Source organism: Butyrivibrio sp. XB500-5 (assembly GCF_003625505.1).
Lineage (GTDB): Bacteria > Bacillota > Clostridia > Lachnospirales > Lachnospiraceae > Butyrivibrio.
Window position 1 is genome coordinate 252,381 of the sequence record NZ_RAIS01000004.1, and the last position, 24,729, is coordinate 277,109.

The following is a 24,729-nucleotide window of genomic DNA, read 5'->3' on the forward strand; positions in this document are numbered from 1 at the left end:
CTTGAAATCATTTAAGGTAATTCCAAGGGCTTACATATGCGCCGTTAAGTCGAACTCCAAAATGCAAATGAGGTCCTGTCGACCTTCCGGTTGATCCAACCGCAGCTATCTTGGTTCCTGCAGTAACATCCTGTCCCTTTGAAGCATACACCGCAGAGCAGTGCATGTAGACAGTATATAATCCGTTACCATGATTGATCATAACATAATTACCCATGGTAGCATTGTAATCAGCAGCCACAACCGTTCCGTTATATGCTGCAAGTATCGCCGATCCCGTAGGTGCCGCAAAGTCTACACCGTTATGCATCTTTTCCACACCAAGTGTAGGATGCATACGCATGCCGAAATTATCGGATACTCTGGTATAACTCGGACATGGGAATGTAAACATTCCGCCGTCATATTTATATTTGCTGTTAAGAGCCTCTTTATCTGCGGCAACTTCCCTCTCGAGAGCTGCAATGGTTGCATTCTCTGCCTTGATCTCAGCTTCGTATTCTGCTATGGCAGCCTGTTTGTTGTTGATATCTGCCTTTACGGTATTGAGCTCTGCGTTCTTTTGATCCATAAGAGACTGCATGTTTGCTTCTTCTTGCTCTTTGCTCTCTTTGGTCGCATCCAGGGTCGCTTTTTCTTCTTCCAAAGCTTCCTTGGTAAGCTGTATGAGTTCAGTTGTAGCAATGTACTCATCAAGCTTCTTTCTGTCATAGCTTGAGAGCATCTCAATATATTCCGCTTTATTAAGCATATCGCCAAAGCTTCCGGACTCCATGAATAATTCCATGTATACCGCATTTCCGCGCTCATACATGAACTTGATGCGTTTCTTCATGGCCTCATACTGCTCTTCCTGAATTCGTTCCGCCTCTTCAAGCTCAGCCGTTGTCTTTTCAATTTGAGCAACCTTTTCATCAATCTTGGTGTTTAGCTCATCTATCTTGTTCTGTATATCCGTTATCGAAGCATCAAGCTCGGTGATATATTTATCAAGATTGGATTTGCTTGCTTCAAGATCTTTTTTTATCTTCTCAAGGTTACTTTTTGCATTGCTTAAGTTGTCTCTTTCCTTTTTAGCCTCTGATATCTGATTCTCTTTTGCCTTAATGCTCTCTTCGGTAACTTCGGCACGTGTCGGCAAAGAACTGTTAAAAAACACCAGAATCACGATTATCAGACACGACAACACATTAAACAATCTTTTCCTTGTGCTGCAAATTGATCTGCTCAAAACAAAAATGTCCTTTTAATTATTTCTTATACATGCAAGTGTTTTCTAACCGTTGCGAAACTTCCCAAAAATCCGATTCCTATACCGATCGCAAGCGATATCGGAAGAAGCTTGTTGTAAATAACCTCAACCGGAAGGAAATTAAGGATTGATGAAAGCATCGTAAATTTGGTTCCTACATACTCGATCGCATGAGTATATACAAAATAAATGATCACAAGCGGAATTGCTGAACCGATCATTCCGATGAGAATACCCTCAACCACGAAAGGTGCTCTTACAAAAAAGTCTGTGGCGCCGATGTATTTCATGATATTGATCTCATCTTTTCTTACGGCAATACCCATTGTAACCGTATTGCTGATAAGGAATATTGATACCAGCAAAAGAATTATGATGATTCCGGCAGACACATATGCGATAAGTATATTGAGTCCGCTAAGTGTGTTGGCCGTAACTTCCGATCTGTTGACTTCTCTGACAACATCAATTGATTCTATGTATGTTACGAGTGCAGGCTGCATGGATACATCTTTAAGATATATCTGTAGGTTGGCTGAATCGGCAAGCGGATTCTCGGTAAATCCGTCGGCATACTCTCCGAGGTACTCCTCTTTAAAGCCTTCCCATGCCACATCTGCAGACACATATTCAATCTCTCTTACTTCGGGACGATTCTTCTCAAGCTCCGACTTCACAGCCAGTATCTGCTCTTCGGAAACTCCCTCGTTAAAAAACACTGTTATTGATACGCCTTCTTCGGCGGTCTTAACGACGTTCTGGAAATTGGTAACTATTGAATAAAAGATACCGAACAGAAATAGGCAAGCACCGATAGTTGCTATAGATGCCAGTGTATACCACTTATTTCTGCCAAGGTTCTTGATTCCCTGTCCTAATGTATAGAAAAAACTACTAATCCTCATCGATGTACATACCTTCTTCCTCGTCTTCTATGATGACGCCCTTTTTCATGGTGATAACTCGTTTCTTCATGGCATTAACGATCTCTCTGTTATGTGTTACCACAATAACAGTTGTACCGTTCTCATTGATCTGTTCCATGAGCTTCATGATTTCCCATGAATTGTTGGGATCGAGATTTCCGGTAGGCTCATCGGCCAAAAGAATGGTCGGCTTATTTACCAGAGCCCTTGCAAGAGCAACTCTCTGCTGTTCACCGCCGGAAAGTTGATTGATCTTACTTTTGTACTTACCCGCAAGGTTAACGGTTGCCAAAATTGAAGGCACGTTTCTCTTTATCTCTCTTGTGGGAGTCTGAACGATTCGCTGCGCAAAAGCAACGTTCTCATAGACATTTCTGTCTTTTAAAAGTCTGAAATCCTGGAATACTATTCCGAGATTACGCCTGAACTTCGGAATCTTGCGATGCTTGATCCTCTTGAGATTGTATCCGAGAACCGTGATCTCTCCCTCTGTCGGTGTAAGCTCTCTGAGTAAGAGCTTAATAAGCGTAGACTTTCCCGATCCGCTGTCTCCGACTATAAATACAAATTCACCTCTTTTAATGTGAAGATTGACTCCGTTTAAAGCAGGTGCACCCGTTGAATAAGACTTGGTCACATTCTCAAGTGTTATTATCTCATCTTCAGGTATCTGCCTGTTTAATCTCTTTTTCCTGTATCCTCGTTCCATATCTGTCTCCCGAAATATATTGTGATTTATGGATGATTAAGTGAACTTCTCCATGTATTTCATATACCTTACAACCATGAGCGCGATCTTAAATGTGATCGCATCATCAAACACCCTAAGATCAAGGCCTGTACTCTTCTGAAGCTTATCGAGACGATAAACCAAAGTATTTCTGTGAATAAAGAGCTGTCTTGATGTCTCTGACACGTTAAGGCTGTTCTCAAAGAACTTATCAATAGTTGACAGGGTCTCCTGATCAAAGTCGTCGGGATTTCTTCCTCCGAATATTTCCTTGATAAACATCTTACACAAAGGAATCGGAAGCTGATAGATAAGTCGTCCTATACCCAGCTCGCTGTAGCATATTACTTTTCTTTCATCAAAGAAAATCTTTCCTACATCAAGAGCCATCTTGGCTTCTTTATAAGAACGGCTGACCTCCTTGATCTCACCCACAACCGTTCCGTAAGCTATCCTAACCTTGGAAAGGCCGTCTTTTTCAAGTACGGAAAGCATTTCTTCCGCTGTCTTGGTAATATCCGAAGGCTTTGTAATATCAGTTACATCCTTGACGATAATGATATTGTCCTCATCTACCTCGGTCACAAAATCAGTGCCGTTACCGAAATGAGTCCTTGCTATCTCAAGGGCATTATTGTCTCTTCCGTTATGTGACTCCACGATCATCGCCACTCTCTTGGCGTCAGACTGAATATGAAGTTTCTTGGCTCTGCTGTATATATCCACAAGAAGGAGATTATCAAGAAGAAGGTTCTTAATGAAATTATCCTTATCGAAGCGCTCCTTGTATGCGACAAGAAGGCTCTGGATCTGATAAGCGATCATCTTGCCGAGCATATAAACATTCTCGCCTGTTCCGGCACAGATAAGAATATACTCAAGCTGCTGCTCATCAAAAATCTTGAAATATTGATGTCCCTGTATCTCTTGGGAATCAGCTGCAGACTCCACAAAATCTCTGGCAACCGCTGATACATTGCCCATGTCCGATGATGTTGACGCTACCTCTCTTCCATCGATGTCTAACACATATAGCTCAACATGAGCGATATTCTTAAGGCCGTCGATTGTGTTCTGGAGAATCTGATTTGAAATCATTTGTCACTCTTTCTGCCATCCCTAAATAGGGGCTAACGAATAATATACAAAGCCATTTTAATATAAATGTACAAAAAAATCTACCTTATAGCAGTCTTTTTTTGTACATTTTTTTGATTATCCCGTCAAAATCTACAAAAAGGGATTCTTTTTTTGGTATGAAATTTATCATTATATGGCTAAATATTCGATTATAATATTACGATATAAAAGATGAGAAATGGTATAATATACATTCCTCGAGGAACTGATATCCGTAGGGAAACGGAGGTGCTTATGGATATTCCTTCATTATCGATGGCTTTATCACAAAATCGCGTTCTTACAGACGTGGGCGTAGCTATGCTGTCAAAGAACCTGGATTTCATGAAAGACGTAGGCAGCAATTTTGCAGAGCAAATAGACTCTGTTTCTGAACTGTCCGTTAATCCCAATGTAGGTTCCAACATCGACATAAGACTTTGATAATGTCATCAACACAAAGAGGAGGGTGAATGCCCTCCTCTTTGTTATTTTAGATATGGTGTGATAGCAATAATGCCCATATAACCGACTGCTATAACAATTCCCACGATAAGCGGAAATGATATAAGGCTTCCTCTGTTATTATCTTTTTCGCCTTTTAATATCGATGTCAGTGCCGCTTCTCTTCCCTCTATCTTAGCGATCTTATAAACTATGCAGATAGCTATGGGTGTAAAGATAGCCGCAAGCAATAAATAAAGACCTATTGCCGGAAGAAGGCCATAATCGCCTCCCACCTGCGTTTCTGCGATCTGTTCTACGTCATCCATAAAATATTCGGAAGTATAAAGGAAGATCACCTCGATCGAATTAAAAACACCGTGCGCCAAAAATGATGACCACACGCTTCCTGTAGCTTCTACGAGCAAGCAGAACATAACGCCCATAACAGCTGCGTATGTAAACTGATTAAAATTAAGGTGCATCATTCCGAACAGCACAGATGACAATATGATCGATGCAAGAATCCTACCGCTCCTCTTATATGTATGGAAAAAGATTCCTCTAAATACCACTTCTTCAACAAACGGACTGATTACTCCCATTGACAGAAGCATGATCCACATCGGCATTGCTATAACACTGTCAGAGATTGAATCAACCATATTCTCTACAAAGATCATGGATATAGAATTCACCAACGTGATCAGTGGGAAGAGTGCAAATACATATAGAATTGTCAGAAGAACCGACACTATATTGTATTTCTTAAGCGAGATCACCGAGCCTAGGCTTTCCCCACTGTAAAGCACAGCAGCAATCGCCGGTACGATCACAACAAGCTCGCAAAGAACATTATTCCAAAGGACCGAAAGTTCCTCACCTGATGTAAGATACCATGCCGATATCAAGACGCCCATCAATATTGTTGACAGTATCATAAACATGAATGCCCTGTTTGCTCTTCTATATTCCATAGTCACCTCATTTAAGCTCAATCGAATCCGTCTTTATCTCTATCTTGCCCTCTTTAAGAAGCCTTCCTACAGCCCTCTTAAATTCATTTTTGCTCATTCCTGTCTTTTGACGAATAAGCTCGGGAGATGCTTTATCTGTAAAAGGTATTTTGCCGTTATTATCATCCATCATGGCAAGAAGCTTCCGGGCATCCTCATCCATCTGAAGATATGCCTTTTCCCTGACGCTAAGATTAAGCCTTCCGTCCTCTTTTACGGAAGTAACACGCGCATCGATCCTGTCTCCTATACCAATATTACCGTAGAGCTCCTTCTTTGGAATTAGTGCCGAATAAATATCATCCACCGCTACAAACGCCCCGAAATTATCGCTCAGTTCGTATACGGTACCTTTAACCTTATCGTCTTTCTTATAAGGACTTGTGTTCAAAAGATATTTATAAACATTCATGGTTACGCAGAGTCTGCTACTCTTATCGATATAGAGCGCGCAAAGTACCTCTTCGCCCACCTTAACCTTCTTGGTCTGTTCCTTGAACGGAAGAAGAACATCCTTCTCAAGGCCCCAGTCCATGAATGCTCCGATCTTACCGACTTCCTTAACTCTTAGAAGTCTTACATCTCCAAGCATTATCTTAGGCTCGCCTGTAGTTGCAATAAGCCTGTCGCTTGAATCTCTGTAAATAAACACTTCTATATCCGATCCGACTTCCGCATCCTTCGGAACCTGCTTAGCGGGTAAAAGAACTTTCTCCTCGCTTCCCTGTTCCTCTGAAAGGTAAACACCGAAGTCGACCTTCTTTACAACTATTAATTTCTGTTTTTCACCTAATCTTATCATTTATCCTCCGGTTAAATAAGCTCAACCAAACATACCGGATCGCCTTCACTGTTATTAAGGCATACCGTATAGATATCATTATCCTCTTTTTTGCTCTTTATAACAACAGGGAAGAGCACATCCCCAAGCCTTGCCTGACGCTTGTATTCCGCGCGAAGCTTCGAGATCTTGAACTCCTCATTGCCAAGGCAATCAACCGCCATCCTTATGTACTGACCGTTATTCACATGCTTGTTGGTATCAATCTGGCCTCTTGTGATCTCAATACTCTGGCATTCGATCTTCTCCCCGTCTTTGGGAAGCAGGATCTTTCTGCTGCCATAATCCATATCAAGCTTCTCATCAAGAACATACGCTGATGCGATTTCTTCCGTGATCCTGCTTGGCATCTCTTTCTCAACATCGACAAGTGTCCATATGGAGTTGGCAACAGCGAGCCTTTCTCCGTCGGCGCTGTCCATAAAGAAATTCCTAAGTCCCATTGCCCCTTTGAGTTCATAAGGCATTGTTCCTATCGTTACATCCTCACACAGCTTGGGATATCTGTTTACCGTTATCTGCCAAGCCGACAGGACCCACGCCAGACCGTTTTCCTTAAGATAGCCAATCGATGCCGGTCCGCTCTGTGTCTGAAAGATCGTACTGTCCTGAAAATAATTGATAAGCGACTCTATCGTAAGCGCAGCGTCACTGCCAACTTCACTGTATCTGATTTTGGAATTAAATGTATACATGAGTCTTTCTCCCAATATTATGAAAAAAGCGAGATTGTCACCAATCTCGCTTTCACATATTAGCTGGGCTAGTAGGATTCGAACCTACGTAATGACGGAGTCAGAGTCCGTTGCCTTACCGCTTGGCGATAGCCCACCGACAAGAAATGATTATACGTGAGGCGTCACAAAAAAGCAAGTACTTTTTTTGAATTTTTTTCATTTCTCGTATGTATATTATACCCCCTCACAACAAAAGTTGCGAGGGGTATATATTACTTAGGAAAAATCAACCCTCAAAAAGAAGATCTGCGTATGTCGGAATAGGCCAATCTTTCTTATCTACAAGCATCTCAAGCTTGTCTGCGGGGGTTCTGAGTGCCTCCATGATAGGAAGGATCTTATCCTTGTAGAAGAAAGCCAGCTCACGCTGATCTTTGATCTTCTTGGCCTTCTCTTCGCCTGCTTTAAGCTTATCAAGAGCAGTCTTCATCTTGGCAAGCTGATCCTGGATCTCTTTAAGCTCTGCGACCTCAACCGACGCATCAACGCCTGCTGCCTTGATCTGGTTGACATCCGTGGCAACTCTTCCGGCATACTTCATAACTGCAGGAATAATCTGCTTGGAAGCCATATCGATCATTGTAAGAGCCTCGATATTGATAGTCTTGGCATATGATTCAAATATGATCTCTTTTCTTGACTCAAGCTCAGTCTTTGTATAAACACCGAACTTCTGAAAAAGATCGATAGCTTTCTTGGTAGTAAGTGTATCTGCTGCCTCAATGGTTGACTTAATATTGGGAAGTCCGCGTCTCTCAGCTTCTTTTACCCATGCATCCGAATATCCGTCACCGTTGAAGATGATTCTCTGATGCTCGGTAAGATATTCCTTGATAAGGTCATGTACAGCCATATCAAAATCATCTGCCTTTTCAAGGATATCGGCAGCTTCGGCAAATGCCTCGGCAACAATCGTATTAAGTGTAGTGTTGGAACTTGCCATGGAATCGGAAGAACCAACCATTCTGAACTCGAATTTATTACCTGTAAACGCAAAAGGTGATGTACGGTTTCTGTCCGTAGCATCCTTCTCAAACTGAGGAAGAGTGGATACACCGGTCTTGAGCTTTCCGCCCTTCTTGCTGGACTTGGCAACACCCGTCTCGATAAGCTGTCTTACAACGTCCTCAAGCTGCTCTCCGAGGAATACGGAAATAATTGCCGGAGGAGCCTCGTCAGCGCCGAGTCTGTGGTCGTTACCTACATCTGATGCGCTCTGTCTCAAAAGATCGGCATGCTTATCAACAGCCTTTAAGATACATGAAAGCACAAAAAGGAACTGTACGTTCTTGTTGGGTGTATCACCGGGATCAAGAAGGTTAACACCGTCATCTGTGCAAAGAGACCAGTTGTCGTGCTTACCGGATCCGTTAACGCCCGCAAAAGGCTTCTCGTGAAGGAGACATCTCATGTGATGATGCTCTGCTACACGCTTCATTGTCTCCATAATAATCTGGTTGTGATCAACCGCAATATTGGCTGTCTCATAAACCGGAGCAAGCTCGTGCTGTCCGGGAGCAACTTCATTGTGCTGTGTCTTGTCAGGAACACCGAGCTTCCAGAGTTCTACGTTGAGGTCTTTCATGAACTCTCCAACTCTTTCTCTGATAACTCCGAAGTAGTGATCCTCCATCTCCTGTCCCTTGGGGGGCTTTGCACCGAAAAGAGTTCTTCCGGTAAAAAGAAGATCCTCTCTCTTCATTGCCTTGTCCCAATCAACAAGGAAGTATTCCTGCTCGGGTCCTACAGATACATTGACCTTGGTAGCTGTAGTATTACCGAAAAGCTTAACTATTCTGAGAGCCTGCTTGTTAATAGCCTCCATGGATCTGAGAAGCGGAGTCTTCTTATCAAGCGCCTCTCCTGTGTATGAACAAAAGGCAGTGGGAATGCAAAGTGTAACGCCTGCGCCCGACTCTTTAAGGAATGCGGGAGATGTGATATCCCATGTCGTATATCCTCTTGCCTCAAATGTGGCTCTGAGTCCACCTGAAGGGAAAGATGACGCGTCAGGCTCACCCTTTATCAGTTCTTTTCCTGAAAAAGAAGTAAGCATCCTTCCGTCTTTTTCCGCGCTTCCCACAAATGAATCATGTTTCTCGGCCGTGATACCTGTAAGCGGCTGGAACCAGTGCGTATAATGTGTCGCTCCGTTCTCAACAGCCCACTCTTTCATAGCGTTGGCAACAACATCAGCGGATTCCTTGGATAATGCCCCGCCGTGCTCAGTAACGCTCACAACCTCCTTGTAAACATTCTTGGGAAGTCTCTCTCTCATCTTTGCAAGAGTAAAAACGTTCTGTCCGAATATCTCTTCTACGTTCACCCTATTGCTCATCAGTGCCCCTTTCTGAACTACAAATTTTAACTGTTTAACAGTTTACATCAACTTACAAAAAACTACTACCAAAATATTATTATTTTTTCTCATTTTCTTTTGAAGGGGCTCTCAATATGTCGTACTTCTCGGCTGACTCAGACAGCTCCACATAGATAACCTGTTTGGGATGAGGGCATGATTCGATACTCTCGCCATCCTCGGTGTAAAGTCCTTTGACCGTAACCTTCACATCGGTTCCGTCAGGCTTCATGATCTCTATCTCATCACCCACAGAGAACTTGTTTCTCTGCTCAATCTTAGCAAAGCCTCTGTCATCAACCTCGCCGACTATTCCAAGATAGATATACTCATTAACATATGTGTTTACGTCGTAGATCTGCGTCTCATCACTGGGCTTTCCGAAATAGAAGCCTGTGGTGAACTGTCTGTATGTACACTTTGAAATCTGCTCTTTGTACCAGGGCATATTCTCCCTGTACTTTTCTTCGGATTCAAAGAAATCGTCAATTGCCTTTCTGTAAGTTCTTGCAACGGTCGCTACATAGAGGGCCGTCTTCATTCTTCCCTCGATCTTGCAGCTGTCGACTCCGGCATCCACAAGCTCCGGAATATGCTCTATCATGCACAGATCCTTGGAGTTAAATATATAGGTACCTCTGTCGTTTTCATAAACAGGAAGGTACTCTCCGGGTCTTTTTTCTTCGACAACGGCATACTTCCATCTGCAGGGATGAGTGCACGCACCGTGGTTGGCGTCTCTTCCCGTGAAATAATTGGACAAAAGACATCTTCCCGAATATGAGATACACATTGCCCCGTGAATGAAGCACTCCATCTCAAGATCATCGGGAATTCTTTCCTTGATCTCTTTTATCTCATTCATGGAAAGTTCTCTGGCCGCCACTACTCTCTTGGCTCCAAGATCTCTCCAGAAAAGATATGTCTCATAGTTGGTATTGTTGGCCTGCGTCGAAACATGTATGTCTATCTCGGGGCAGATCCTTCTTGCCTTCATGAAAATACCGGGATCTGCGATAATAAGCGCATCGGGCTTAAGCTCTTTTAACTCATGCAGGTACTCTTCAACACCGTCGAGATCATAGTTATGGGCAAGAATATTTACCGTAACATGAACTTTCACTCCATGCTCATGGGCAAAAGAAATCCCTTCCTTCATCTCGTCTTTACTGAAGTTTTTAGCCTTTGCACGCAGTCCGAAGGCATCTCCTCCGATATAGACCGCGTCAGCTCCGAATATAACGGCAGTCTTTAATACTTCAAGACTGCTCGCAGGTATAAGTAATTCCGGTTTTTTCATTGAAATCTCCATTTAACAGATCAAAGCTTGACGGAAAGTGTCATTCCGTCGCCAACGGTAAGTATCACCGTATTTAGTGCATCGTTATGCTTGAGTTCATACAGATACTCACGCATTCTCGCATGGATGGTCCGATCTCTCCTTGTGACCGCAAACCTGGATTCTATTATGTCTCCGTCCTGAAGCACATTATCCGAGACCAGAAGTCCACCCTTATTAAGTATCCTTATGCAATCGGGCAAAAAATTGATATATTGGCCCTTTGCCGCATCCATAAAAATAAAATCATACCCCGGGGCCAGCGTTCTTAGTATATCGGTCGCATCACCTTCCAAAAGTGTGATTTTATTATTTTTGTCGTACTTTATGAAATTATCTTTAGCAACAGGAATTCTCTTCTCGTACTTCTCAATAGTCGTGATCTTGGTATCATCACCGCTGTACTGCGCCATTAAAAGAGCCGAAAATCCAATGGCACATCCTACTTCCAAAATGTTTTTGGGTTTGGATGATGCCATAAGGAACTTAAGCAAAGCCTGAGTATCCTTTCGGATAATGGGAACATCCGCTGCCTTGGCTTCTTTTTCAAGAGCATCAAGATATTCCTCATTTCCCGGATCCAGAGAATTGATGAAAGCAGTCATTCTATCCTGTTCAATCACCGTTTTCTTCCTCCGAAGCGTCTGAATCCTCAGATTCATCTTCAGACTCATCATCTTCTTCACCTTCAGATGTATCATCTGCTGTCTCTTCAGAGCTTTCTTCCTCGGTATCTTCCGCTTTCTCTGCGGATTTAGCCTCCGAGCCTCCCTCGCCCTCAGCGTTTTCTGCACCTGACATTATCACTATCATACGCTCGGGAGTCATCGCTGTACTGAGCTGATATGTTCCCGGCTGTTCCTTGCCATGATATTCGGAAAAGCGCTCCTGGAGTATGAACAAGGTCTTATCTGTGATAAGCCCCGCACCCGCAAGCTTATTTCCTATAGTCTTGGCGCCGTCTCCCTCGCTTATGGTGACGGTAACTTCCCTTCCCGTTCCCGAAGCGGAAACAGGCTTCTGATTAAAGATCTGATATCCGTAATTGTAAGCAAGCTTGGAATATTTGCTTATAAGCATGACCATAAGTAAAACAAAGGCAACTTTTACTACGGTATCAAGAATTCCTAAAATTCCGTTTTTTGCATTCATAAATAGTCTTTCCTCTTACAGACCGAGCATCAATTATTGGAGTCCATAATTATCGGCATGATCATCGGTCTTCTTTTTGTCTTCTTCCAAATATAATCGCTTAAGACGTCTTTGACAATATTTTTTAGTTTTCCCCAGTCGGTAATACCCTTATCAAGTGCCTCGGTAACCTCGTCGTAGACAAGATCCGTAGCATCGTCAATGAGTTTGTCGGACTCTCTTACATAAACAAAACCTCTTGATACGATGCTGGGGCCTGATACAAGCGTTCCATTGGACTGATCCAGCCCGAATACAACGATCACAATTCCATCCTCGGCAAGATGCTGTCTGTCTCTGAGCACGACATTTCCTACATCTCCTACGCCAAGTCCGTCTACAAGAATAGCTCCGAAAGGAACCTTTCCGTTTATGGCAGCGCCTTCTCCGTTAAGCTCAAGTATATCACCGGAATGAAGAATAAAGATATTCTCCTTGGGTATTCCAAGATCCTTGGCTATTCTACGCTGAGCCATAAGGTGTCTGTATTCACCGTGAACGGGAATCGCATATTTAGGTTTTACCAAAGTATAAAGAAGCTTGATATCCTCCTGACAAGCATGTCCCGAAACATGGACATCCTGGAAGATAACGTCGGCTCCCTTCATCTGGAGTTCATTAATTATATTGGTAACGGCCTTCTCATTACCCGGAATCGGATGTGATGAGAAAATAACCGTATCACCCGCACCTATAGTGATCTTCTTGTGCTGACCGCTTGCCATTCTGCTGAGTGCGGCCATACTCTCTCCCTGGCTTCCCGTTGTGATTATAACGGTCTTGTTCTCAGGGTAGTTCTTGATCTGGTCAATATCGATAAGTGTATCATCAGGAACCTGTATACACTCAAGCTTCTGAGCAATGTCGATGATACTGACCATGCTTCGGCCTTCGACAACAACCTTTCTTCCGAATTTATGTGCCATATTGATTATCTGCTGAACTCTGTCAACGTTGGAAGCAAAAGTCGCAACGATGATCCTTGAATTCTCGTGCTCTTCAAAAAGTGAGTTGAGCGCTCTTCCGACTGTCTTCTCGGAAGGAGTAAAACCGGGACGCTCTGCGTTGGTTGAATCGCACATGATACCAAGGACATCCTTTTTACCGATCTCAGCGAAACGCTGAAGATCTATGGGATCTCCGTAAACAGGTGTGTAGTCAACCTTAAAGTCTCCCGTATGCACGATCGTACCTGCAGGCGAATAGATCGCAAGCGCTGCTGCATCAACGATCGAATGGTTGGTTCTTATAAACTCAACTCTGAACTGTCCAAGGTTAATGGACTGTCCAAACTTAACCACTTTTCTTCTTGTGCTCTTTAAAAGGTTATGCTCCTCGAGCTTGTGTTCAATTATACCCATTGTAAGCCTTGTTGCATATACGGGTACATTGAGTTCATGCAAAATATACGGAAGAGCACCGATATGGTCCTCATGTCCGTGGGTAATAACGAATCCTTTTACCTTATCAATGTTTTCCTGAAGATATGTGATATCCGGAATGACAAGGTCGATTCCCAACATGTCATCGTCAGGGAATGCCAATCCGCAGTCAACCACAATAATACTGTCTTCATATCTGAAGGCAGTGATGTTCATTCCAATCTGCTCAAGACCACCCAAAGGAATGATCTGCAGCTTGGACGCATTTTCAATTTTCTTTTTGTTCAAAATTATTCCTCCATCTTTTGTAGAAAAGACGCAGAACCCAATAATAACCAGTTACCCGTTAAATATCGAGATCTATGTCGTCTTCTGAAAGCAGCTTGCGAAAAACGCCTGCGACCGCATCAAGTTCTTTTTCGTCATCTACGATCACATAAACCGCTTCTTCATCTTTAATATCGGAGTCGTCGCGCAAAATGAGCGCTTCTCCGTCACCATCCTCTTCATCTGTTACAAGCAAATATGTTTTTGCACCAATAACTGTCTGTTCAAGGCAATAGAACTCTACAGGTTCTTCGCCGTCGGGACTAAAAATAATCTTTTCCAAATCGGTTTTCTCTCAATCTTTTCTGTTGTTCAGATAATCCTGAAGTATTATCTGAGCTGCGATCATATCTACGTATTCTTTTCTCTCGCGACCTCGTATTCTGAGTTCGTCCATTATCTCATCCGCCTCTACCGTAGTAAGGCGCTCATCCCACATTATTACGGGGATGTTTGTTCTTCTCTCAATCTTGTCCTTGAATTCAAGGCATAACTCTGATCGCACAGAAGGTGTGGTATCCATGTTAACAGGGAGTCCCAGAACTATCTTCTCGACTCCGTATTCCACAATAAGCTCCTCTATGCGTGCCAGCGTTTTTCTAAGTTTATTCTCTTCTTTTCTACGGATTATCTCTTTACCTTGAGCGGTAAGAAGAAGCGCATCGCTGATGGCTACTCCGACCGTCTTGGAACCGTAATCAAGCCCCATTATCCGCATATTATCGTATTACTTTCTAGCCCAATCGTTGCTCTTGATGTACTCTGCAAGCATCTCTTCCACGAGTTCATCTCTCTCAACCTTCATAATAAGGCTTCTTGCACCCTTGTGGCTTGTAATATAAGTGGGATCTCCCGACATGATATATCCGACGATCTGGTTGACCGGATTGTATCCTTTCTCAAGAAGAGCATCGTATACCACAGAAAGAACCTTCTTAACACCTGTCTCGGGTTCAATCTCAACTTTAAAAAATTGGGTGTTTCCTAAATCCTGCTCTGCCATAGTATTCTCCATTCATATATTATTGAAGCGGACTTCTCTCTCCGCTTGGAATCTGTAAAAAAACGGTACACAATTATTATGACATAAGAAAATCAAATAAGCAACGTATCGGAGCTTAAGAAAGCTCTGGGTATAACAGTGGTAATGTCTCCTGAGCCTGCATTTTCAGAGGCTTCGTCGGGCATAGGAGCTGCAATTCTGACATATCTGTCAGTATGCCCTATCATGTATCTCTTACCGCTTATTCTTTCCTCATCTTCCCATAGAACCGAAAGTTCTTTACCAATGAAGAGTTCACGATAACACTCAGACTGCTTCTTTGTCAAATCAAGAAGCACATCGCTTCTGGCACTCTTTTCCTTGTCAGTGAGCTGATCCTTCATTCCTGCCGCAACAGTTCCTTTTCTCGGAGAATACTTGAACACATGCATCTCGTAGAAATCGATCTCCTCGGCAAACTTTCTGCATTCCTCAAACTCTTCCTCGGTCTCTCCCGGGAATCCCACGATAATATCTGTCGTGATCGCAGGCTTATCGAAATACTCACGAAGAAGCTCTACACCTTTTCTGAAATCGTCGGCTGTATAATGCCTGTTCATCCTCGCAAGCACACTGTCACATCCACTCTGAAGGGAAAGATGGAAATGGGGACAGAGTTTCTTTACAGCTGCAAGTCTCTTGACGTTTTCTTCGGTCATTATCCTGGGTTCAAGAGAGCTTATTCTGATCCTGTCTATTCCTTCAATATCACCTATCTTCTCGATAAGCGGAATAAGGAGTTGTTCTCCGTTTTCCATCCCGTATGAGCTTATATGAATTCCCGTAAGGACAACTTCTCTACATCCTTTATTCACAAGACCTTTTATCTCATCAAGGATATCCTTCATATCTCTGCTGCGCACTCTTCCTCTGGCATAAGGAATAACGCAATAAGTACAGAACTGATTGCAGCCGTCCTGAATCTTGATATAGGCTCTCGTATGCTCGGGAAGCTCAGAAAGCGTCATGTTCTCGTACTCATTCGTGTGATTTATGTCTATTATAGACGTTCCGTGAAGAGTCTTATCATCTTCCACGCTTCTGATGTCTATAAATTCATCGAGTATCTCAACAATCTCGGATTTCTTGTTGTTTCCGACAGCAAGATCAATGCTCTCATCCTTGAGCACCCCCTCTTTTCCCGTCTCAACATAGCATCCGACCGCAACCACTATCGCCTCAGGATTCTCTTTCTTTGCTTTATGGAGCATCTGCCTGGATTTTCTGTCCGCGATATTGGTAACCGTACAGGTATTTATGATATAGACATCGGCCTTATCGGAAAAAGGCACGATAATCCCGCCTGCTTCCTTGATTTTCTGGCCCATGACATCCATCTCGTAATTATTAACTTTACAACCCAGATTGTGCATGGCAATCTTTAGTCCTGCGACGTTTTTTGGCATTGACTTTTACACTTTCTACGTATACTATGAAATAAAAGAAGGAGGTATTTGCGCAATGAAGACCGTAAAAATTTCTTTAAATTCAATCGATAAGGTAAAATCTTTCGTAAATGACATCACAAAGTTTGATTATGACTTTGATCTTGTTTCAGGAAGATATGTTATCGACGCTAAGTCTATCATGGGTATTTTTTCACTCGATCTTTCTAAGCCTATCGATCTGAATATCCACGCTGAAGACGGCGCAGATGAGGTTCTTAATGTATTAAAGCCTTACATGATCTAATCTTTTTGGGATTAGATCCATAAAAAAGACATTTCAGACCATCCAATCTTGGATGGTCTTTTTATTTGAGCAGAGCACTTAGCGAGGTCTTTTCGAGCTTAGTGCGAGCCATGGGGATGCACTTAATGCGGTCCTTCCGAATTTAGTGCATATCCCAGAGCAGAGCACTTATCACGCCCCTCTATTTTTCTATAACTATCACCTCATCAGTCTCAATTGCTGTCTTTACCAGCTCATCAATCTTTTCCGTAAGGTTCTCTTCATGCTTCCTAATAATCTCGGCCCTTGGCTTTGTAACGGGATGCTTTGCAACAAAGATCGTGCAGCAATCCTCGTAAGGAAGAATGGAAGTCTCATAAGCATCAATCTTATAAGAAATATCAACAATATCCTGCTTATCAAATGCGATAAGAGGTCTGTAAACAGGGATATCCGTTACTACTTCACCCGTGCACATAAGGCTCTGCATGGTCTGAGAAGCCACCTGTCCGATACTCTCACCTGTTACAAGTCCCATACATCCTGTCTGTCCAGCGATGATATCAGCGATCCTCATCATATATCTTCTCATGATGATAGTAAGCTCATCGTGCGGGCACTGCTTGTAGATATACATCTGAATATCCGTAAAGTTAATTACGTGGAGTCTGACCTTGCCCGTGTACTTGGCAATAACTCCCGCAAGATCGATAACCTTCTGCTTAGCTTTCTCACTTGTATAAGGAGGCGCATTGAAATAAACAGCCTCGATATCAACACCTCTTTTGGCGATCATGTATCCGGCAACCGGTGAATCGATTCCGCCTGACAAAAGAAGCATCGCTTTTCCTGCTGTTCCGATCGGCATTCCGCCGGGTCCCGGAATTACTTCGGAGAAAATGTTGAGTTTTTCTCTGATCTCTACATTTATGAGAATGTCGGGATTATGTACATCAACCGTCATCTCATCATATGCATCAAGGATCTCTCCTCCGAGATGAGCCGCAAGCTCCATGGAATCCATGGGGAAGCTTTTATCAACACGTCTTACTTTAACCTTAAATGTCTTTTTCTTATCGGGATAAACTCCGTCAACGAAATCAACAACAGCCTTGGAAATGCCTGCAACATCGGGAAGATTACCGTCTCCGTTTCTCTCTATTGATACTGCGGGACAGATTCCCGTAACACCGAAGACAGTCTTGAGCTGATCCACAGTCTCGTTAAAATCAAAATTCTTGGCGTCAACATACATTCTTCCGTTTACTCTGGTTACGTTAAACTCACCGTCGCACTTGGAAAGAACACGCTCTATCTGCTTAACGAGCGCCTCCTCGAAAATGTATCTGTTTTTTCCTTTTACACCTATCTCCGCATACTTAATTACAAAAGCATGGTACTGCATATATGATCCTCTTTCATTAATGGCGATAGAATTCTCTCATGGTCTCTACCTGTGAGCAGAGTGTATCCAGCAAAAGATCTATCTCTTCCTTTGTTGTCATAACCGACATACTGATACGAATCGTTGATTCAAGAAGCTCTCTCGGAACTCCGATGGCTTTGAGCGTATCGGATACATGAGGGTTGTTGGACGTGCATGCCGATCCCGCTGAAACATAAATACCCTTTCCGCTCAGCATGTTAAGAACCGTCTCCGCAGCAAGTCCTTTGATGGAAAGACTGACTATATGCGGCGCTCCCTCATCGCATTTTGGTCCGTTTATCTTGATATCCGTAAGCCTCTCTTCGAGATTGTCTATCAGATATTTCTTAAGTTCATAAAGCTTTTCGCTGTGCTGCGAAAGTCCGTCGCAACACATCTTGGCGGCAAGCGCAAGTCCTGCGATACCGGGCACATTCTCGGTTCCGGATCTCATTCCCTTCTGCTGGCCTCCGCCATAATTTATAGGAACTATCTTTGTTCCTTTTTTTACATATAAAAAGCCTATTCCCTTGGGTCCATGGATCTTGTGTCCGCTGACAGACAAAAGATCTATATTGAGCGCTCTGGGACGGATCAAAACCTTTCCGTACGCCTGAACGGCATCAACATGGAAAACGATGTCCTTATTTGCGGCTTTTATGATATTGCCGGCTTCCTCAATGGGCTCTATCGTACCGATCTCATTATTAACAAACATAAGAGATACCAGAATGGTCTCGGGTCTTATAGCTTCTTTTAACTCATTAAGATCGATACGTCCCGTCTCATCAACAGAAAGATATGTGATATCAAAGCCCTCTTTCTGCAGATATTCCATTGTGACAAGCACTGCGGGGTGCTCGATGGAGCTTGTGATAATGTGATTGCCGCGCCACTTATTGGCTCTGGCAGCACCTATTATCGCAAAATTATCGGACTCTGTTCCGCCCGATGTAAATACTATCTCTGCCTGATCAACCTTAAGCGTCGATGCGATAGTCTCCCTCGCATCCGCAACTCTCTCAGCGGCAACAGCACCCAAGTGATGAACACTTGAAGGATTGCCGTACTCTACAGTCATCTCCTTGGCAACGAGCGCGGCCACTTCATCAAACGCTCTGGTCGTTGCCGAATTATCCAAATATGCTTCCATTTCTTATCCTTCTAAATGATACATTAACCATGAAATAATGGTAAAACCAGCTGTTTCGGTCCTTAGAATCCTCTTTCCGAGCGTGATCGGCTGTATACCGTTTTCTTTGCAAAGCGCAACTTCCTCTTCCGAAAAACCGCCTTCCGGCCCGATGAACACGCCTATACTCTGTCCCGGCTCTATGGATTCTATAATCTTCTTAGTTTCATCTATATGTTCAGCAAGCTCATAAGGAATGAGCTTAACATCAAGTTCTTTTGCATAAGCGACAGCCTGCTTGATCGTCATTGGCATTGTCACCTTGGGAATAACTGCTCTCTTACTCTGCTTAGCGGCAGCTTCCGAGATCGCATTCCAGCGCTTGATCTTATTTTCCGCCTTCTTTTCATCAAGCTTAACGACACATCTCTTGGTAGACATGGGAACTATTTCAAAAGCCCCTAGTTCTACGGCTTTCTGGATGATAAGCTCCATCTTGTCCACCTTGGGTAGTCCCTGGAAAAGATATATCTTGGACGGAAGTTCGTTCCCTACTTCTTCTATAAAACAGAGGTTTCCGATAACAGATGAGCCTGTGATCTCTTCTATTTCGTAAAAGAGCTCTCTTCCGTCCCCTTCTTCTCTGACACTGACGGAGAACTGTTCTCCAACCTTCATCCTAAGGACATTGGCTATATGATTGTAATCGTCTCCCGTTATCTCCACTTTCTTAAGGTCTGCGGAAATGGCTGAGCTTTCAACAAAAAAGTGATACATCAATTTTTCCTCGAAGTAATTGAAACCCAATCTCCCTGATGGTGGATCTCGAGAATCTCAAGTCCGGCATCAAGATGCGCCTTTTTAACCTCTTCTTCCTTGGTATTGATGATACCTGATGTAATATAGATACCACCCTTTTTGAGCTGATCCAATATAACGGGTGTAAGCGGAACAAGCACGTTGGCCAAGATATTGGCAACTACAATGTCGTACTTATCATAACCGACTTTATCCTGAACTTCCTTATCATCAATGATATTACCGATCAGCATGTCGAATTTATCGGGAGCTATCCCATTATTCTCCATATTTTCTTTTACAGCGGGAACCGCGCACTTATCAAGATCTGTTCCCATTGCATGCTTGGCACCGAACATAAGCGCCAAAATAGATAAAACACCGCTTCCCGTTCCGACATCAAGAAGCTCCGTCTCGGGAGTCACATACTTTTTGAGCATGCGGATGCAAAGCTGTGTTGTCTCGTGCATTCCCGTTCCGAAAGCCGTTCCAGGATCGATGTGAAGGACCATCGAAGCCTTGTCTTTATCTTCATCATTCTCTTTTTCCCATGAAGGGATAACGAGAATATCATCTATATAAAACTTATGGAAATACTGCTTCCAGTTATTGATCCAGTCTATGTCTTCGGTAACATCAACCGATATGGTTCCGTCGCCGATATCGGAAAAGCTTCTGAGTTCATCCAGCTTTTCCTTCATCTCTTCCTTAACTTCTTCGGGAGTTTTCTTTATCTTAACGTACTCTCCGTTATCATCAGGAAGCTCTATGGTGAGCATATTGTCATCATCAATCTCCAAAAAGAAATTGAGATATGCCGCACCGCCTGTAAGCTCGGTATTGATCTTGTCAGGCTCAAGTTCGGGAGCATCAATAAACATCTGCTCCTTATCCGCTGTTGAAAGCGGTGCATTATCTTCAATCTGAGCGCCCTCAAGACCGATGTCCTGAAGGTAACTTACTATTATATCTTCCGATTCTTCATTGGTACGAACTCTAAAACGCATCCATTTCATGATAATCACCTATTTCAATGAGGTTCCGCTCTCGCATCCGCTCGCCGGAACTAAGTAGTACACCACGACTCGATAATACCGAGTCTGGTGATTACTTAAAAAACTTCCGTAGTTATTATTCTAACTACGGAAGTATAACACAAATCGTTTTTTATGCAAAATCACTTCCAGAAAGATTTCTTTTTCTTTCCGCCGTTACCTCCGGGGCCGTCGTCATCGGAATCTTTTGATCCCATCATACGCTCGGCGGCTGTAAGTGAATCACCTGTCTTCTCATCGAACTTCTTAAGCAGTTCTTTTGCTTCCTTGGAAAGCTTATCGGGAACCTGAACCACAAGTGTTACATAGTGGTCGCCTCTAGCATCCTTATCACGAAGTGAAGGAACGCCCTTTCCGCGAAGTCTTACTCTTGTATCTGTCTGAGTTCCGGCCTTTACATCATATGCAACCTTACCGTCAACGGTATCGATAAGAACCGTTCCGCCAAGTGCAGCAATAGCAAATGAAACGGGAACCATTGAATAGATGTTGATACCCTCTCTCTGGAAAATAGGATGATCGGATACAACAACTTCAACAAGAAGATCTCCTCTGGGTCCGCCGTTAATTCCGGGCTCACCCTTATCTCTGATCCTAACGCTCTGTCCGTTATCGATTCCCGCGGGAATGCTGACCTTGATCTTCTTTCTGCTTGCGATATAACCGGATCCGTGGCAATCAGGACACTTCTCTTTGATGATCTTACCTGTTCCTCCGCAATCGGGGCAGGTCTGAACATTTCTTACGGTACCAAAGAAAGACTGCTGTGTATATACAATCTGTCCCTTACCGCCGCATCGTGTACAAGTTGAAGCGGTAGTTCCGGGCTTAGCTCCTGTGCCGTGACAATTAGGGCAGGGATCTTTAATGGTGAGCTCAAGCTCCTTTTCACAGCCAAAGACAGCCTCAAGGAATGTGATCCTGACGCTGGCTCTGATGTTGGCTCCCTTAGAGGGGCCGCTTCTTGCTCCGCCACGTGACCTTCCGCCACCGAAGAAGTCACCGAAGATATCGCCGAAGATATCACCGAAATCGGCACCGTTAAAGTCAAAGCCTCCGAATCCACCGGCTCCGCCTCCTTCAAATGCCGCATGTCCGAACTGATCGTACTGGCGCTTTTTCTCGGGATCGCTAAGAACCGCATAAGCCTCAGAAGCCTCTTTGAACTTCTCGGCTGCAGATGCATCACCCGGATTCATATCCGGATGATACTTCTTGGCAAGCACTCTGTATGCTTTTTTTATCTCGTCGTCCGAGGCGCTTCTGCTAACGCCAAGCACCTCGTAGTAGTCACGCTTTTGTTCTGACATAATACTCCTCAATCATCAAACTTCTCTGTAATCGCCGTCTACAACATTGTCGTTGTTATCAGCTGCATTTGAAGCTCCGCCCATGTCAGGACCTGCGCTCTGTGCACCCATATCAGGGCCCGCGCCTTGAGCCTGTGCATTCTCATACATCTTAGCAAAAAGTGCCTGAGCGTCATTCATGAGCTTTTCTTTCTGGCTCTTGAGTGAGTCGATCTCACTGTCTGAAAGCTCTTTATCCTTAGTCTGCTCAAGTGTCTCCTTAAGAGCCTTGATGTCATCTTCTACAGTCTGCTTCTGAGAAGCGTCGATCTTGTCGCCTGCTTCCTGAAGAGCCTTTTCTGTCTGGAATACGAATGCATCAGCATCGTTGCGGGCATCAATACCCTCTTTACGCTTCTTATCCTGAGCCTCATACTCCTGAGCCTCTTTTACAGCCTTATCGATATCCTCATCAGACATGTTGGAGCCTGCTGTGATAGTGATGTGCTGCTCCTTACCTGTTCCGAGGTCCTTAGCTGATACGTTAACGATACCGTTTGCATCGATATCGAATGTAACTTCGATCTGAGGAACACCTCTCATTGCCGGAGGGATTCCGTCAAGTCTGAACTGTCCGAGCGACTTATTGTCTTTAGCGAACTGTCTCTCACCCTGAAGAACGTTGATGTCAACGGCTGTCTGATTATCGGCTGCAGTTGAGAATACCTGGCTCTTCTTGGTAGGAATTGTTGTGTTACGCTCGATAAGTCTTGTAGCAACACCACCCATTGTCTCGATTGAAAGTGAAAGAGGTGTTACGTCAAGAAGAAGGATGTCGCCTGCGCCTGCATCTCCTGCGAGCTTACCGCCCTGGATAGAAGCACCGATAGCTACGCACTCATCAGGGTTGAGGTTCTTGGAAGGCTCCTGGCCTGTGAGCTGCTTAACCTTCTCAACAACGCAAGGAACACGAGTTGATCCACCAACAAGGAGAACCTTTCCGATATCTGCGTTTGTAAGACCTGCGTCCTTCATAGCGTTCTGAACAGGGATAGCTGTTCTCTCTACGAGGTCGTGGATAAGCTCTTCGAACTTAGCTCTTGTGAGATCTACGTCAAAGTGCTTAGGGCCGTCAGCGCCTGCTGAGATGAAAGGAAGGTTGATGTTGGTTGTTGTAGAAGAAGAGAGCTCCTTCTTAGCCTTCTCTGCAGCTTCCTTAAGTCTCTGCATAGCCATCTTGTCGCCTGAAAGGTCAACGCCTTCTTTATTCTTGAAATCCTGTACCATCCAATTGATGATAGCCTGGTCAAAGTCGTCACCACCAAGGTGTGTATCACCGTTTGTTGAAAGAACTTCGATGACACCGTCACCGATCTCGATGATTGATACGTCGAATGTACCACCACCAAGGTCATAAACCATGATCTTCTGCTCTTTCTCGTTATCAAGTCCGTAAGCAAGAGCTGCTGCTGTAGGCTCGTTGATGATTCTCTTTACATCAAGTCCTGCGATCTTACCTGCGTCCTTTGTTGCCTGACGCTGAGCGTCATTGAAATATGCGGGAACTGTGATAACCGCTTCTGTAACTGATTCGCCGAGATACTGTTCTGCATCAGCCTTGAGCTTCTGAAGGATCATGGCTGAAATCTGCTGAGGTGAATACTTCTTGCCGTCGATTGTACGTCCGTTGTCAGTACCCATATCTCTCTTGATAGAAGCGATGGTGTTGTCTGCGTTTGTTACTGCCTGACGCTTAGCGGGCTCACCTACGATTCTCTCGCCGTTCTTTGTAAATGCTACGATTGAAGGTGTTGTTCTTGCGCCCTCTGCGTTTGCAATAACAGTAGGCTTTCCACCTTCCATAACTGCAACGCAGCTATTGGTTGTACCTAAGTCGATACCTATGATCTTACTCATTTTAAATTTCCTCCGTATACTATCTTAATTTTCTGTATTTTTTATTGTGAAACACCAACCATGCTGTGTCTGAGCACGGTATCGTGGAACATATATCCCTTTTGAAGTTCCTGTGCAACAACTCCGGATTCATACTCCTCGCTGTCCACCTGCATAACCGCATTGTGAAGGTTTGGATCGAATTCTTTACCCACAGCTTCAATTGGGGTTACTCCAAGATCTTCCATCTGCTTCATAAGCTGCTTGTAGATCTTGTTCATACCATCCGCAAAGGCTCCGTCTTTTTCCTCTTCGGGAACCGCCAAAAGTCCTCGCTCGAAATTATCTATTACAGGAAGAAGCTTTTCAAGGACACTTCCCTGGCCCTGCTCAAACATCTGAGCCTTTTCCTTATCTGTTCTCTTCCTGAAGTTATCAAACTCAGCGACCTGTCTGATAAGTCTGTCGTTAAGTTCGTCAACTTTTTCTTTAAGAGGGTCCTTCTTTTCTTTTTTATTAAAAAGACCTTTCTTCTTTTCGTCAGCATTTTCTTCGCCTTCAGCTTCTGTTTCTGCCTCGGCTGCCTCTGCTTCCGTTGTCTTGGCTACAGTTTCTTCTTTTTCCTGAGCCTCTTTCTCAAGTTCATCCATGATGTTCTCGAGAACTTCTTTTTCTTTCTCGCTCACAGGCTTCTTTGCCTTTGACTGAGCCTGCTTATCTGTACTACTCAACTCATTGCCTCCTGAACTTATTTCTT

General features: G+C 43.8%; 25 protein-coding genes and 1 tRNA gene. 2 read left to right on the forward strand and 24 right to left on the reverse strand.

What is annotated here, in order from left to right; all coding sequences use genetic code 11:
- Nucleotides 1–7 precede the first annotated feature (7 nt).
- The 4 genes from D6856_RS09200 to D6856_RS09215 form a co-directional block, all read right to left on the reverse strand.
- Complete coding sequence (locus D6856_RS09200) at nt 8–1,231, reverse strand: murein hydrolase activator EnvC family protein (protein WP_120686632.1); 1,224 nt, start codon at nt 1,229–1,231, stop codon at nt 8–10.
- Nucleotides 1,232–1,257: 26 nt separating this feature from the next.
- Nucleotides 1,258–2,157, reverse strand: a complete 900-nt coding sequence (gene ftsX, locus D6856_RS09205) for a permease-like cell division protein FtsX (RefSeq protein ID WP_120686633.1) — start codon at nt 2,155–2,157, stop codon at nt 1,258–1,260.
- Nucleotides 2,147–2,833, reverse strand: coding sequence for a cell division ATP-binding protein FtsE (ftsE, locus tag D6856_RS09210; protein WP_092247564.1), 687 nt, complete (start codon nt 2,831–2,833; stop codon nt 2,147–2,149). Before ftsE ends, ftsX begins: the two co-directional genes overlap by 11 nt.
- Before the next feature lie 90 nt (nt 2,834–2,923).
- On the reverse strand, nt 2,924–4,006 hold the full coding sequence (locus tag D6856_RS09215; protein WP_092247465.1) for a PucR family transcriptional regulator: 1,083 nt from the start codon (nt 4,004–4,006) through the stop codon (nt 2,924–2,926).
- Nucleotides 4,007–4,282: 276 nt separating this feature from the next.
- Here D6856_RS09215 and D6856_RS09220 point away from each other — a divergent pair, with 276 nt between their 5' ends.
- A complete protein-coding gene (locus D6856_RS09220; RefSeq protein WP_092247467.1) occupies nt 4,283–4,471 on the forward strand; it encodes a YjfB family protein in 189 nt (62 codons plus the stop codon).
- 44 nt (nt 4,472–4,515) lie between these two features.
- Here the strand turns inward: D6856_RS09220 and D6856_RS09225 are convergent, their stop codons facing one another.
- The 13 genes from D6856_RS09225 to mtaB form a co-directional block, all read right to left on the reverse strand.
- Entirely contained in the window at nt 4,516–5,448 is a 933-nt protein-coding gene (locus D6856_RS09225; protein WP_120686634.1) for a CPBP family intramembrane glutamic endopeptidase, read from the reverse strand.
- A 7-nt stretch (nt 5,449–5,455) separates the two neighbouring features.
- Nucleotides 5,456–6,289, reverse strand: coding sequence for a CvfB family protein (locus D6856_RS09230; RefSeq protein WP_120686635.1), 834 nt, complete (start codon nt 6,287–6,289; stop codon nt 5,456–5,458).
- 11 nt (nt 6,290–6,300) lie between these two features.
- Nucleotides 6,301–7,023: an acyl-[acyl-carrier-protein] thioesterase gene (locus D6856_RS09235; RefSeq protein WP_120686636.1), complete on the reverse strand. Its 723-nt coding sequence runs from the start codon at nt 7,021–7,023 to the stop codon at nt 6,301–6,303.
- Between the two features lie 63 nt (nt 7,024–7,086).
- Nucleotides 7,087–7,159 (reverse strand) — tRNA-Gln (locus D6856_RS09240).
- A gap of 132 nt (nt 7,160–7,291) precedes the next feature.
- On the reverse strand, nt 7,292–9,403 hold the full coding sequence (locus D6856_RS09245; protein ID WP_120686637.1) for a glutamine synthetase III family protein: 2,112 nt from the start codon (nt 9,401–9,403) through the stop codon (nt 7,292–7,294).
- 79 nt (nt 9,404–9,482) lie between these two features.
- Nucleotides 9,483–10,724, reverse strand: a complete 1,242-nt coding sequence (locus D6856_RS09250) for a peptidase U32 family protein (RefSeq protein WP_120686638.1) — start codon at nt 10,722–10,724, stop codon at nt 9,483–9,485.
- Nucleotides 10,725–10,744: 20 nt separating this feature from the next.
- The gene (locus tag D6856_RS09255) at nt 10,745–11,386 is read right to left on the reverse strand and encodes an O-methyltransferase (protein ID WP_120686639.1); all 642 of its coding nucleotides are present in this window, start codon (nt 11,384–11,386) and stop codon (nt 10,745–10,747) included.
- On the reverse strand, nt 11,379–11,915 hold the full coding sequence (locus D6856_RS09260; RefSeq protein WP_120686640.1) for an endolytic transglycosylase MltG: 537 nt from the start codon (nt 11,913–11,915) through the stop codon (nt 11,379–11,381). Before D6856_RS09260 ends, D6856_RS09255 begins: the two co-directional genes overlap by 8 nt.
- Before the next feature lie 29 nt (nt 11,916–11,944).
- Entirely contained in the window at nt 11,945–13,624 is a 1,680-nt protein-coding gene (locus D6856_RS09265) for a ribonuclease J (protein WP_120686641.1), read from the reverse strand.
- 58 nt (nt 13,625–13,682) lie between these two features.
- Nucleotides 13,683–13,946 (reverse strand): DUF1292 domain-containing protein, encoded by a 264-nt coding sequence (locus D6856_RS09270; RefSeq protein WP_092247485.1) that lies wholly within the window; start codon nt 13,944–13,946, stop codon nt 13,683–13,685.
- Nucleotides 13,947–13,958: 12 nt separating this feature from the next.
- The gene (gene ruvX, locus D6856_RS09275) at nt 13,959–14,381 is read right to left on the reverse strand and encodes a Holliday junction resolvase RuvX (RefSeq protein ID WP_120686642.1); all 423 of its coding nucleotides are present in this window, start codon (nt 14,379–14,381) and stop codon (nt 13,959–13,961) included.
- 9 nt (nt 14,382–14,390) lie between these two features.
- Nucleotides 14,391–14,666 carry an IreB family regulatory phosphoprotein gene (locus tag D6856_RS09280; RefSeq protein WP_092247489.1) on the reverse strand — a complete coding sequence of 92 codons (276 nt, stop codon included), beginning with the start codon at nt 14,664–14,666 and terminating at the stop codon, nt 14,391–14,393.
- 92 nt (nt 14,667–14,758) lie between these two features.
- Complete coding sequence (gene mtaB / locus D6856_RS09285; protein WP_120686643.1) at nt 14,759–16,111, reverse strand: tRNA (N(6)-L-threonylcarbamoyladenosine(37)-C(2))-methylthiotransferase MtaB; 1,353 nt, start codon at nt 16,109–16,111, stop codon at nt 14,759–14,761.
- Between the two features lie 55 nt (nt 16,112–16,166).
- Between mtaB and D6856_RS09290 the strand changes: the two genes are divergently transcribed.
- Nucleotides 16,167–16,397 carry an HPr family phosphocarrier protein gene (locus D6856_RS09290; protein WP_026650798.1) on the forward strand — a complete coding sequence of 77 codons (231 nt, stop codon included), beginning with the start codon at nt 16,167–16,169 and terminating at the stop codon, nt 16,395–16,397.
- Nucleotides 16,398–16,578: 181 nt separating this feature from the next.
- Here the strand turns inward: D6856_RS09290 and thiI are convergent, their stop codons facing one another.
- The 7 genes from thiI to grpE form a co-directional block, all read right to left on the reverse strand.
- On the reverse strand, nt 16,579–17,781 hold the full coding sequence (gene thiI / locus D6856_RS09295; RefSeq protein WP_120686644.1) for a tRNA uracil 4-sulfurtransferase ThiI: 1,203 nt from the start codon (nt 17,779–17,781) through the stop codon (nt 16,579–16,581).
- A 16-nt stretch (nt 17,782–17,797) separates the two neighbouring features.
- Nucleotides 17,798–18,955, reverse strand: a complete 1,158-nt coding sequence (locus D6856_RS09300; RefSeq protein ID WP_120686645.1) for a cysteine desulfurase family protein — start codon at nt 18,953–18,955, stop codon at nt 17,798–17,800.
- Between the two features lie 3 nt (nt 18,956–18,958).
- Complete coding sequence (locus tag D6856_RS09305) at nt 18,959–19,711, reverse strand: RsmE family RNA methyltransferase (protein ID WP_120686646.1); 753 nt, start codon at nt 19,709–19,711, stop codon at nt 18,959–18,961.
- A complete protein-coding gene (gene prmA / locus D6856_RS09310; RefSeq protein WP_120686647.1) occupies nt 19,711–20,748 on the reverse strand; it encodes a 50S ribosomal protein L11 methyltransferase in 1,038 nt (345 codons plus the stop codon). Before prmA ends, D6856_RS09305 begins: the two co-directional genes overlap by 1 nt.
- 161 nt (nt 20,749–20,909) lie before the next feature.
- Nucleotides 20,910–22,097 (reverse strand): molecular chaperone DnaJ, encoded by a 1,188-nt coding sequence (dnaJ, locus tag D6856_RS09315; protein ID WP_120686648.1) that lies wholly within the window; start codon nt 22,095–22,097, stop codon nt 20,910–20,912.
- Nucleotides 22,098–22,112: 15 nt separating this feature from the next.
- Nucleotides 22,113–23,993: a molecular chaperone DnaK gene (gene dnaK, locus D6856_RS09320; RefSeq protein ID WP_120686649.1), complete on the reverse strand. Its 1,881-nt coding sequence runs from the start codon at nt 23,991–23,993 to the stop codon at nt 22,113–22,115.
- A gap of 41 nt (nt 23,994–24,034) precedes the next feature.
- Nucleotides 24,035–24,703: a nucleotide exchange factor GrpE gene (gene grpE / locus D6856_RS09325; RefSeq protein ID WP_330544229.1), complete on the reverse strand. Its 669-nt coding sequence runs from the start codon at nt 24,701–24,703 to the stop codon at nt 24,035–24,037.
- Between the last annotated feature and the right edge of the window lie 26 nt (nt 24,704–24,729).